Here is a 12,573-nt window from a genome sequence, read left to right as displayed (position 1 = left end):
TTTCTTTTCCTCTTTATTAGTGTAAAATATTATTTAACAGAGGTGATTTAATGAAAGTAATTTTTCACGTAGTTGAACAAGACAAATGGCAAGCGGTTCTTTCAAATGTCAAAGATATTTTAAGAACTTATGATGATGTAGAGATTGAAATCATTGCAATGTCAAAGGCAGCAGCACTTTTTAACAGATATTCAGGAGTTGATTTTGACGGAGTATTGGGAAATCCTAAAGTTAATATAACTATTGGAAAAACCGCTCTTGAACAAAATAAATTATCTGAAGATATGATTCCTTCTGGAATAAAAATTGAAGATTTAGTAATAACAAAGATAGCAAAACTTCAAAACGAAGGATATGCTTATATAAGACTTTAATTGTAAAGAAATTCTGTCAAATTTGGCAGGATTTTTTTATTTATAGCCTTGAAAAATAATAATACAAATGATAAAATGATTAATTGCATAATAACAATTAGAGTGGCGTAGTGTTCTCTAATTCGGTACACTCATTTGAAAGGCTAGGGTGAAAAATTAATGGTACATCCTGTGAAATATGGGAAACGTGAGAGAATGAGTTTTTCTCGTGTAGATGAGGTAATGTCACTTCCAAATCTCTTAGACGTGCAGACTTCTTCATATAAATGGTTAATTGATGAAGGGTTGAAAGAGGTTTTTGATGATGTTTCTCCAATCGAGGACTACTCTGGAAATTTAATTTTAGAATTTGTTGACTATCATTTATCTGAAGATATTAAATATGATATCGACGAATCAAAGCAAAGAGATACTAATTACAGTGCTCCTTTAAAGGTTAAAGTTAGACTAATAAATACTGAAACTGGAGAAGTTAAGGAGCAAGAAGTCTTCATGGGAGATCTCCCACTTATGACTCCAACTGGAACTTTTGTAATCAATGGTGCAGAACGTGTTGTCGTTTCGCAACTTGTAAGAAGTCCGGGAGCGTATTATAAAGAAGACAGAGACAAGACTGGTAAAAAGATTTATTCTGCAACTCTTATCCCTAACAGAGGGGCGTGGCTTGAATTTGAAACAGATGCTCAAGGAGTAATCAATGTAAGAATCGACAGAACTAGAAAAATTCCAATTACAATTCTTTTAAGAGCAATTGGAGTTGAATCTAATAGCGAAATCATTGACGTTCTTGGTGAAAATGAAACTGTTTTAAAAACTCTTGAAAAAGATATTACAACTAATAAGGGTGAAGCTCTACTTGAAATCTATAAAAAATTAAGACCAGGTGAGCCTCCAACAATTGAATCAGCACAATCTCTATTTGAAAATATGTTTTTCGACGACAGAAGATACGATCTTGCAAAAGTTGGAAGATATAAATTCAACAAAAAATTGGGAATCAGTGCTAGAATCGAAGACAATTTTGCCGCAGAAGATATAATCGATCCAATGACTGGAGAAGTTCTAGTTGAAACTGATGGATATATCGACAGAGAAATGGCAAATAGAATTGAATCAGCAGGTGTAAATCAGGTTGTATTAAAATCCGATTTAAACCAAGACCACGCAAGTGAAACTACTATCGTTATAGGAAATAACTTTACTTTTGTAGATGCTTATGAACTTGATTTTTCAATGGAAGAATTGGGATTCAAAGAAAAGGTGTATAGACCTCTTTTCGATGAGCTATTCGAAGAGTTTTCAGATGACACTGAAAAGTTTAAAGAAGAACTTGTAAAGGCTCATAGAGAATTATCTCCTAAAAATATTTTAGTAGATGATATTATAGCTGGTATCAATTACGAATTTAACTTATTAAACAATATTGGAGAAGTTGATGATATAGACCACTTAGGCAATAGAAGAATTCGTTCAGTTGGTGAACTTCTTCAAAATCAATTTAGAATTGGTGTATCTAGAATGGAAAGAGTTATTCGTGAAAGAATGACTGTACAAGATGTAGATGCAACAACTCCACAATCACTTATTAATATTAGACCTGTGACAGCAGCTATCAAAGAATTCTTTGGCTCTTCACAACTTTCACAATTTATGGATCAAAACAATCCTCTATCAGAATTAACTCACAAAAGAAGGTTATCTGCACTTGGACCTGGTGGGTTGAGCAGAGATAGAGCTGGATTTGAAGTGCGTGATGTCCATAACTCACACTACGGAAGAATGTGCCCTATTGAAACGCCAGAAGGTCCAAATATTGGACTTATAACTTCCCTTACAACTTATGCGAGAATCAACGAATACGGATTTATTGAAACTCCATACAGAAAAGTTGTAGACGGAGTTGTAACTGACCAAATCGACTATCTAACAGCAGATGTCGAATGGGAGCAAATTATCGCACAAGCTGATGAAAAGCTTGACGAAAATAACAAATTTGTAGAAGACAGAATTGCAGCCAGAGGTCATGGCGGTAATGCCGATATATTTGATATAAAAGATGTAAACTACATGGACGTTTCACCTCAACAAATTGTAGCTGTAGGTACTTCCATGATTCCTTTCCTTGAAAACGACGATGCCAACAGAGCACTAATGGGTGCCAACATGCAACGTCAAGCAGTTCCTCTACTTAAAACTGAAGCACCAGTTGTAGGTACAGGTATTGAATACAGAGCGGCAAAGGACTCAGGTGTTGTAATTGTAGCTAAAAATGCTGGTGTAGTTAAAAAAGTTGACTCAAACCACATTGAAATTGAAAGAGACGATAAATCTGGAGTTGACAATTATAAACTTCATAAATTCATGGGTGGTAACCAAGGTACTACTATTAACCAAAGACCTATTGTAAGCTTTGGAGATAAGGTAGAAGCTGGTGAAATCATCGCAGATGGACCAAGTACAGACATGGGAGAAATGGCTCTAGGTAAAAATATCCTCATTGCCTTTATGAACTGGGAAGGATATAACTATGAAGATGCCATGCTTGTAAGTCAAGAGCTTGTTATAGACGATGTACTAACTTCACTTCATATTGAAGAGTACGAATCAGAAGCAAGAGATACAAAACTTGGACCTGAAGAAATTACAAGAGATATTCCAAATGTGGGCGAAGATATGTTAAAAGATCTTGATGCTCGTGGAATTATTAGAATTGGTGCAGAAGTTAAACCAGGAGATATCCTAGTTGGTAAAGTTACTCCAAAGGGAGAAACTGAACTATCTGCAGAAGAAAGACTTCTTCGTTCAATCTTTGGCGAAAAGGCAAGAGAAGTAAGAGACACATCTCTAAGACTACCTCATGGTGAACATGGAATTGTCGTAGATGTTAAAACATTTAATAGATCTGAAGGCGACGAACTTCAACCAGGTGTAAACGAAATGGTTAGAGTCTTTGTTGCAACTAAGAGAAAAATCCAAGTTGGAGATAAGATGTGTGGTCGTCACGGTAACAAGGGTGTAATTTCTAGAGTAATGCCTAAAGAAGACATGCCATATATGCCTGATGGAACACCTATCCAAATAGTACTAAACCCACTAGGGGTACCATCTCGTATGAACCTTGGACAAGTACTTGAAGTTCACTTGGGACTTGCTGCTAAAAAACTTGGATGGCATGTGGCCACTCCAGTATTCGATGGTGCTAATGAAAATGACATCTTCGACACACTTGAAAAAGCAGGATACTCAAGAGATGGCAAGATTCAACTTCGTGACGGTAGAACAGGTGAAGAATTCGACCATCCAGTTACAGTTGGATATATGTATATGTTAAAACTTCACCACTTAGTAGATGAAAAGATCCATGCTCGTTCAACAGGACCTTACTCACTAGTAACTCAACAACCACTAGGAGGAAAGGCTCAATTTGGTGGACAAAGATTTGGAGAAATGGAAGTTTGGGCTCTTGAAGCCTATGGTGCAAGTTATACACTTCAAGAAATGCTTACAGTTAAGTCTGATGATATAGTAGGACGTGTTAAGACTTATGAAGCAATTGTTAAGGGAGAAAATATTCCTCAACCAGGAGTGCCAGAATCCTTTAAAGTTCTTATTAAGGAACTTCAATCACTTGCATTAGAAATCCAAGTTCTTGATGAAAATGGACATGAAGTTGATCTTGAAGTTGATGAAGATGAATTAACAAAGATTGACAATATAGATGACAAAAACACTGAATCTGAAGATGACATTAAAGAGCTAATTGAACATTCAAGCTCAAATCCTACTGCAGGAATTAGAACTATATCTAATGATGAAGTAGAGTCTTTTGAAAACAGTCATTACTATGAAGATGAAGATAGTGATGATGAAGACGACTACGATGACGATAATGACTCAATTGATGATTAATATTCAATTGTAATATGAAAGGAGAAGTGCTCCTTGAGCGAACATGAATTATTCCATTCAATAAAAATTGGACTTGCTTCACCAGAAAAGATTAGATCATGGTCTTATGGTGAGGTAAAAAAACCGGAAACTATTAACTACAGAACATTAAAACCAGAAAAGGAAGGTCTATTCTGCGAAAAGATTTTTGGACCTACTAAGGATTGGGAATGCTCTTGTGGTAAGTATAAGAGAGTTAGATATAAGGGAGTAGTCTGTGAAAAATGTGGAGTTGAAGTAACTAAGGCTAAGGTTCGTCGTGAAAGAATGGGTCATATTGAACTTGCCGCTCCAGTTTCTCACATTTGGTACTTTAAGGGAATTCCTTCAAGAATGGGTCTTGTCCTTGACATGAGTCCAAGAGCTCTTGAAAAGGTGCTTTACTTTGCATCATATATAGTTACTCATGTAGAACCAGGTGAAACTACACTTTATGAAAAGCAACTTTTGACTGAAATTGAATACAGAGAATTTAAAAGAGAATTCGGAGATAAATTCACTGCAAAAATGGGTGCAGAAGCTATTAGAGATTTACTTGAAAAAGTTGACCTTCAAAAGGAAAATGACGAGTTAACTGAAGAGCTTCAAGATGCAACTGGTCAAAAGAAAATCAGAATCACAAGAAGACTAGAAGTAATTGATGCTTTTATTCAATCAGACAACAAGCCTGAATGGATGATATTAGATGCGATTCCAGTAATCCCACCAGATTTAAGACCTATGGTTCAACTTGATGGTGGTAGATTTGCTACAAGTGATTTAAATGATTTATATAGAAGAATTGTAAATAGAAATAACAGACTTAAAAAGTTAATGGATATAAATGCACCAGATATCATTGTAAGAAACGAAAAGAGAATGCTTCAAGAATCTGTAGATGCACTTATTGACAATGGAAGAAGAGGAAGACCTGTAACTGGTCCTGGTAACAGACCACTTAAATCTCTTTCAGAAATGTTAAAGGGTAAGCAAGGTCGTTTCCGTCAAAACCTACTTGGTAAAAGAGTTGACTACTCTGGACGTTCTGTAATCGTAGTTGGTCCAGACCTTAAATTTTATCAATGTGGACTTCCAAAAAATATGGCTCTAGAACTATTTAAGCCTTTTGTAATGAGAGAGCTTGTAGCTAGAGAATTAACTTATAATATAAAATCAGCAAAGAGAATGGTAGAAAGAGGAAGAGAAGAAGTTTGGGATGTGCTTGAAGATGTAATCAAGGACCACCCAGTGCTACTTAACCGTGCACCGACTCTTCACAGACTTGGAATTCAAGCTTTTGAACCAGTCTTAGTTGAAGGTAAAGCTATTAAACTTCATCCACTTAGCTGTACTGCATACAACGCCGACTTTGATGGGGACCAAATGGCTGTCCATTTACCACTTTCAACAGAAGCCCAAGCAGAAGCTAGACTTTTAATGCTTTCTACAAATAACATCTTAGCTCTAAAAGATGGTAAGCCAATTACAACACCTACTCAAGATATGGTTTTGGGTTCTTACTATTTAACATTAGACAGAAAAGATAAAATGCCAGGCGATGGATCAATTTATAGAAACTATGATGAAATGTTCCACGCTTATGAGTCAGGATTTTTACATCTACAATCTCATGTTTCTGTGAGAAGATTTGCAGATGAAAACGACAAAAGAGGGAAAATTGTTTCTTCTACTGTTGGAAGATTTTTGGTAAATGAATTTATCCCACAAGACTTAGGCTTTGTAAATAGAGACGAAGATAAATATTCTCTTGAAATTGATCAAGTAATTGACAAGAAACTTCTTGGTAAAATAATTGAAAAAACTTATAAAAAACACGGCAACCTTAAAACTGCTAAACTATTAGATGATATTAAGGCTAATGGATACCATTACTCAACTATTGGAGCTATTTCAATATCAATGGGTGATGTTCAAATTCCAGAGTCTAAACCACAAATCTTAGCAGATGCAGAAAAAGAAGTTGCTAAATACGAAAAAGCTTTCAGAAGAGGTCTTATCTCTGATGAAGAAAGATATGAAAAGGTAATTGAAATTTGGAACAAGGCAACTGATGACTTAACTGATGATGTAATGGATGGCTTTGATGAGCTAAACAATATCTATATCATGGCAGATTCAGGAGCCAGAGGTTCTAAGAATCAAATTAGACAACTTGCAGGTATGCGTGGACTTATGGCATCACCTTCAGGTAGAACAATAGAAGTTCCAATCACTTCAAACTTTAGAGAAGGATTATCAGTACTTGAATTCTACATGTCAGCCCATGGTTCTAGAAAGGGTCTTGCCGATACTGCTCTAAGAACTGCCGACTCAGGATATTTGACAAGAAGACTAGTAGATGTTTCACAACAAGTTATAATCTCAGAAGAAGACTGTGGAACTGATGAATATCTTGTGGCAAGAGCATTTAAAGATGGCAAGGAATTAATCGAATCACTTGCTGACAGAATCGAAGGAAGATATGCCTTTGAAGATATAGTTCATCCAGAAACTGGAGAAATTATGGTTCATGCAAATGAACAAATCCCTGATGAGGTTGCAGTTGAAATTGAAGCTGCAGGCATCACTGATGTAAAGGTTAGATCAGTTCTTGGATGTAAGAGTAAAAATGGAGTTTGTGCACACTGCTATGGTAAAAACCTTGCAACAGGTTCTCACATAAGCATTGGAGAAGCTGTTGGTGTAATAGCTGCTCAATCAATTGGTGAACCAGGTACACAACTTACAATGAGAACTTTCCACACTGGTGGGGTAGCATCTGCAGCCGACATCACACAAGGTCTTCCTAGAGTTGAAGAACTTTTCGAAGCTAGAAAACCTAAGGGACTTGCAATAATTGCTGAAAGAGCAGGAGTTGTTGAAGTTAAGGAAACTGCTAAGAAAAGAGAAGTTGTTATTACAACAGAAGACGGTTCAGTTGATACTTACAATATAGTTTATGGCTCAAGACTTAAGGTTAAAACAGGAGATGAAGTCGAAGCAGGAGATGAACTAACTCAAGGTTCAGTATATCCTCAAGACTTACTTCGTGTTAAAGGACCTAAGGGCGTTGAAGAATATATTGTAAAAGAAGTTCAAAGAGTTTACAGACTACAAGGGGTAGATATCAACGACAAGCATATTGAAATCATTGTTAGACAAATGCTATCAAAATGCAAAATCGAAGATCCAGGCGAAACTGACTTACTTCCAGGTTCACTTGTAAATGTAGTTGATTATAAGAGAGCAAATGCTGAAGCTATTGAAGAAGGAAGACAACCAGCAATTGGTGTTATAAATCTTCTTGGTATAACAAAGGCTTCACTTGCAACAGATTCCTTCTTATCAGCAGCATCATTCCAAGAAACTACTAGAGTTCTTACAGATGCGGCAATTAAGGGAAAAGTTGATAAGCTAGAAGGCTTAAAAGAAAATATTATTATCGGACAATTAATTCCAGCAGGTACAGGTACTAGATCAAATTCTAGAGTTCAAATTGCTGTTAATGATGAGTTAAGAGAAGAATATAATATTTTAGAAAACTCTGAAGTAGTTACTAAAAAAGATTTAAAACTTGAACTTGAAACAGTTGAAGAAGAATAAATAAATTAGAAAAGAGATGTTGCTTTATGCAGCATCTTTTTTTGTAAACTTTTATTTATCTATTTAGAATGGTAAAATGTATTTATAGAGGTGGATTATGAATGAAGGTGTAAAATTAATTTTTTACCTAGTATTAGTTGCAGTTGGACTTCTTGTCGCAATAAGTTATATGAGAAAAGATGAAGTGAGTCCTACTTATGGATTTGCAGGAAGCTCGCTATACATATTAGTTTTTCAAGACAGATTGTTCTTTGATACTTTTAAAACAAAAGTGTTTTTTATAACAATGCTTGCATCCTTTTTCTTATTCAAATTTTATTCAATGACAGAAAGTGGAAAAACTTTTAAGAAAAACATTAATCTCAATAAGTACATATTGATTTATACAGAAATAATTTTAATTATTTCAGCATTAAGTTATTATATTTTCAACTCAATATTTGATTTAGAAATTTTTTATCATCTTGATGAACTTAGAAAATATATTTTTGTTGAAGCGATTTTAGTATTCTTTTTTGTATTAATAACTGTTAGAAGAGCGTTAAAAGAAGTATTTGTAGAAAAAGATAAGTATAGAAAAATTTTTATTGCACTTAATTTTATATATCTAGTTATCTATGTAGCAGAAAAAGTATATTTATATGTAAATTTAGAAAATTTAAAGATTTGGGGTCAATGAGGTGGTTGATATGATTTTAAAAGATTATAGAAGTTCTATAAGCATGGTGTTAGCTATTTTTATTTTCTTGGTTTTCTCTAAAATCTTTTATGGAAATAAAGATGAATCTGATTTTAAATATTATTTTATTTTCACTTCCTATGTTTTAATGGACATTCAAAGAAATTTGTATAATGATCCTTTTTCTTTTTATGATTTTCCAAAAATATTAGTTTTTGGAGCAGTTATATTTGTAGCGTGGGCAATACTTACACTTGCTAGTCAAAGTAAAAGGGGAGAATTTCTAATAAATAACCCAGTTGTTGATAAAATAAGTTTTATATTTATTTCCATTGTCGCAGTTATTTGCTCCATGCCCTTTAGTTTAATTAATGATGAAAAAATAAAAATTTATGGAATTAGTTCTAGAGATTATTTTATTACGCTGATTCTCGCTTTATTTATTCACTTTGCTTTTAAGTATATAGTTGATAAAAAAGTTTTGAAGAAATATTTTGTAAATAATGATATTTATAAAAAAATATTTCTTATAAGTGAAATTATTTTTATTTTATTATTTGTAATTGTAACTTTTTATAATATTTTTAATTTTGATAGATTTATTTTTATAAGTTTAGATTAATATTAAAGTTTAAAAAAGTTTGAAGAAACTCCCATTTTATCAAATTTTTAGTTGACTTAATTTGCTTTAAATGGTAAAATTGAACAGTATTTGAGACGAGACTACCTATTTTAGGTAGTCTTAGTAATGTGCAAATATCATTATTTTAAACAGGAGGTGCAAGAATGCCTACAATTAACCAATTAGTAAGAAATGGTAGAAAGAAAATTCACAGTAAATCTAAATCACCAGCTCTTGATGTAAACTACGATACTTTAAAGAAAGTTGAAACAGAAGTTAATTCTCCACAAAAAAGAGGAGTATGTGTTGCAGTAAGAACAGTAACACCTAAGAAACCTAACTCAGCTTTAAGAAAAGTTGCCAGAGTTCGTTTAACTAACGGATACGAAGTAATGGCTTACATTCCAGGAATTGGTCACAATCTTCAAGAACACAGTGTTGTTTTAATACGTGGTGGAAGAGTTAAGGATTTACCAGGGGTTAGATATCATATTGTTAGAGGAACTCTAGATACAGCAGGAGTTACTGATAGAAAACAATCAAGATCTAAATATGGTACTAAAAAACCTAAGAACTGATAGAATTTTTTTATGATTATTATAGATTTTTTGGCTTACGGGCTCAACCTGAGTACCAATGAATCGACTGAAAATAGTTAAGGAGGGAAGTTATGCCAAGAAAAGGACATATCCAAAAACGTGAAGTTATGGCTGATCCAATGTATAGTGATGTAGTTATCACAAAACTTATAAACAATGTTATGCTTGACGGTAAAAAAGGTACTGCTCAAAGAATTGTTTATGGAGCACTTGAAACTGTTTCTGAACAAACAGGAGAGGACGCACTAGAAGTATTTTACAAGGCACTAAATAATGTAATGCCTGTACTTGAAGTAAAAGGTAGAAGAATTGGTGGTGCTACTTACCAAGTTCCTATGGAAGTTAGACCGGAAAGACGCCAAACACTAGGACTAAGATGGCTAGTTAAATATGCAAGAGCTAGAGGCGAAAAGACAATGCACGAAAGACTTGCAAAAGAAATTCTAGATGCATCTAATGGTCTTGGCGGAAGCGTTAAGAGAAAAGATGAAATGCATAGAACAGCAGAAGCCAACAAGGCATTTGCACACTATAGATGGTAATAAGGGGAGGAAGAAATGTCTCGAGATTATCCATTAGAGAAAGTTAGAAATATAGGTATTATGGCCCATATTGATGCTGGTAAAACTACTACAACTGAACGTATTCTATTTTACGCTGGTAAAATCCACAAAATAGGAGAAACTCACGAAGGTGGAGCACAAATGGACTGGATGGAACAAGAGCAAGAAAGAGGTATTACTATTACTTCTGCAGCTACAACAGCTCACTGGAGAGATCATAGATTAAACATCATAGACACTCCAGGACACGTTGACTTTACTGTTGAAGTTGAAAGATCTCTAAGAGTTCTTGACGGTGCAGTTGCATTATTTGATGCTAAATCAGGGGTAGAACCACAATCAGAAACTGTTTGGAGACAAGCAGATAAATATGGTGTACCAAGAATTGCACATATTAACAAAATGGACGTTACTGGTGCTGATTTCTTTAGATCTGTTGATACAATCGATAAGAAACTTAAAGGTAATCCAGTTCCTATCCAAATTCCAATTGGTGCAGAAGATACTTTCATTGGAATGATTGACCTTGTAGAAATGAAAGCTGAAATTTACAAGGATGAACTAGGTAAAGAAATTGAAATCACTGATGTTCCAGATGATTACCTAGATCAAGCAAATGAATACAGAGAAAACCTAATTGAAAAGGCATCTGAATTTGATGAAGATTTAATGATGGCTTATCTTGAAGGTGAAGATATAGATAATGAAACATTAAAGAAGGCTATTAGAAAGGGAACTCTTGCAGTTAAGATGACTCCAGTTTCTTGTGGATCTTCTTATAAAAATAAGGGAGTTCAATTACTTCTTGATGCGATTATTGACTACCTACCATCTCCACTTGATATCCCTGCTATTACAGGTACAGACTTAGATGGCAACGAAGTTGAAAGACATCCATCAGATGATGAACCATTCTCAGCACTTGCATTTAAAATTGTTACTGACCCATATGTTGGTAAGTTAGCATATTTTAGAGTTTATTCAGGTATTCTTGAAGCTGGTTCATATGTAATGAATGCTTCTAAAGGTAAGCGTGAAAGAATCGGTAGAATCCTTCAAATGCACGCTAACAAGAGAGAAGAACTTGACGAAATCCATACTGGAGAAATTGCTGCAGCTGTAGGTCTTAAAGATACTACTACTGGAGACACTCTATGTGACGAAAAAGCTCAAGTAATTCTTGAAAACATGGAATTCCCAGAACCAGTAATCTCAGTAGCTATTGAACCAAAGACTAAAGCTTCTCAAGACAAGATGGCAATTGCACTTGCAAAACTTGCTGAAGAAGATCCAACTTTCAAAACTTATACTGATGATGAAACTGGACAAACTATTATCGCTGGTATGGGTGAACTTCACCTTGATATCATCGTTGATAGACTTCTAAGAGAATTTAAAGTTGAGGCTAATATCGGTAACCCTCAAGTATCTTATAGAGAAGGTATTAGAAAAGCAGCTGAAGGCGAAGCTAAATACGCTCGTCAATCTGGTGGTCGTGGACAATATGGTCACGCTAAGATTAGAATCGAACCTAATCAACCAGGTGAAGGCTTTATATTTGAAAATGCAATTGTTGGTGGTGCTATTCCTAAAGAATTTATTGGACCAACTCAACAAGGTATTGAAGAAGCACTACAATCAGGTATTGTTGGTGGATACGAAGTTCTTGATGTAAAGGTAACTCTTTACGATGGTTCTTACCACGAAGTTGACTCTTCAGAAATGGCATTTAAGATAGCAGGTTCTATGGCTCTTAGAGATGCACTTGCTAAGGCTGACCCAGTTCTTCTTGAACCAATGATGAAGGTTGAAGTTACTACTCCTGAAGAATACATGGGAGATGTAATCGGAGACATCAACTCAAGACGTGGAAGAATGGAAGGTATGGAACTTGTAGCTGGAGCTCAAGTTGTTACAGCTTATGTACCACTAGCAGAAATGTTTGGTTACGCAACAAGCTTACGTTCAAATACACAAGGTAGAGCAAACTACTCAATGCAATTCGATCACTACGAAGAAGTACCTGCTTCAATTGCAGAAGAAGTAGTTGGAGATAAAAAGAAAGACTAATTATTTAGGAGGATTATAATGGCTAAATCAAAATTTGAAAGAAATAAACCACATGTTAACATTGGAACAATCGGTCACGTTGACCACGGTAAGACAACACTTACAGCAGCAATAACAAAAACACTACATGACAGAT

The 12,573-nt window shown here is 34.6% G+C and carries 9 protein-coding genes; all 9 read left to right on the top strand.

Annotated elements, in window-relative coordinates; all coding sequences use genetic code 11:
• Positions 1-50: 50 nt before the first annotated feature.
• Entirely contained in the window at positions 51-374 is a 324-nt protein-coding gene (locus tag KQI68_RS07545) for a DsrE family protein (protein ID WP_216549527.1), read from the top strand.
• A gap of 159 nt (positions 375-533) precedes the next feature.
• On the top strand, positions 534-4,283 hold the full coding sequence (gene rpoB, locus KQI68_RS07540; RefSeq protein WP_216549526.1) for a DNA-directed RNA polymerase subunit beta: 3,750 nt from the start codon (positions 534-536) through the stop codon (positions 4,281-4,283).
• Positions 4,284-4,316: 33 nt separating this feature from the next.
• Positions 4,317-7,904, top strand: coding sequence for a DNA-directed RNA polymerase subunit beta' (rpoC, locus tag KQI68_RS07535; RefSeq protein WP_216549525.1), 3,588 nt, complete (start codon positions 4,317-4,319; stop codon positions 7,902-7,904).
• A gap of 97 nt (positions 7,905-8,001) precedes the next feature.
• Positions 8,002-8,583: a hypothetical protein gene (locus KQI68_RS07530; protein ID WP_216549524.1), complete on the top strand. Its 582-nt coding sequence runs from the start codon at positions 8,002-8,004 to the stop codon at positions 8,581-8,583.
• 10 nt (positions 8,584-8,593) lie between these two features.
• Positions 8,594-9,205: a hypothetical protein gene (locus KQI68_RS07525; RefSeq protein WP_216549523.1), complete on the top strand. Its 612-nt coding sequence runs from the start codon at positions 8,594-8,596 to the stop codon at positions 9,203-9,205.
• Between the two features lie 164 nt (positions 9,206-9,369).
• On the top strand, positions 9,370-9,783 hold the full coding sequence (rpsL, locus tag KQI68_RS07520; protein WP_019124174.1) for a 30S ribosomal protein S12: 414 nt from the start codon (positions 9,370-9,372) through the stop codon (positions 9,781-9,783).
• Positions 9,784-9,875: 92 nt separating this feature from the next.
• On the top strand, positions 9,876-10,346 hold the full coding sequence (rpsG, locus tag KQI68_RS07515) for a 30S ribosomal protein S7 (protein WP_216549522.1): 471 nt from the start codon (positions 9,876-9,878) through the stop codon (positions 10,344-10,346).
• Positions 10,347-10,361: 15 nt separating this feature from the next.
• On the top strand, positions 10,362-12,437 hold the full coding sequence (gene fusA, locus KQI68_RS07510; protein ID WP_216549521.1) for an elongation factor G: 2,076 nt from the start codon (positions 10,362-10,364) through the stop codon (positions 12,435-12,437).
• An 18-nt stretch (positions 12,438-12,455) separates the two neighbouring features.
• A partial coding sequence (locus KQI68_RS07505) for a GTP-binding protein (RefSeq protein ID WP_216548503.1) occupies positions 12,456-12,573 on the top strand: 118 nt, incomplete at its 3' end.

Source organism: Peptoniphilus ovalis (assembly GCF_018919265.1).
Taxonomy (GTDB): domain Bacteria; phylum Bacillota; class Clostridia; order Tissierellales; family Peptoniphilaceae; genus Peptoniphilus_A; species Peptoniphilus_A ovalis.
Note: the sequence above shows the minus strand (reverse complement) of the source record. Positions and strands in the feature narration are given on the sequence as shown.

What these genes read in the sequence shown, in the direction of transcription:
- KQI68_RS07545 (WP_216549527.1), top strand. Translation starts at nt 51, where the DNA reads ATGAAAGTAATTTTTCACGTAGTTGAACAAGACAAATGGCAAGCGGTT.
- rpoB (WP_216549526.1), top strand. Translation starts at nt 534, where the DNA reads ATGGTACATCCTGTGAAATATGGGAAACGTGAGAGAATGAGTTTTTCT.
- KQI68_RS07530 (WP_216549524.1), top strand. Translation starts at nt 8,002, where the DNA reads ATGAATGAAGGTGTAAAATTAATTTTTTACCTAGTATTAGTTGCAGTT.
- KQI68_RS07525 (WP_216549523.1), top strand. Translation starts at nt 8,594, where the DNA reads ATGATTTTAAAAGATTATAGAAGTTCTATAAGCATGGTGTTAGCTATT.
- rpsL (WP_019124174.1), top strand. Translation starts at nt 9,370, where the DNA reads ATGCCTACAATTAACCAATTAGTAAGAAATGGTAGAAAGAAAATTCAC.
- rpsG (WP_216549522.1), top strand. Translation starts at nt 9,876, where the DNA reads ATGCCAAGAAAAGGACATATCCAAAAACGTGAAGTTATGGCTGATCCA.
- fusA (WP_216549521.1), top strand. Translation starts at nt 10,362, where the DNA reads ATGTCTCGAGATTATCCATTAGAGAAAGTTAGAAATATAGGTATTATG.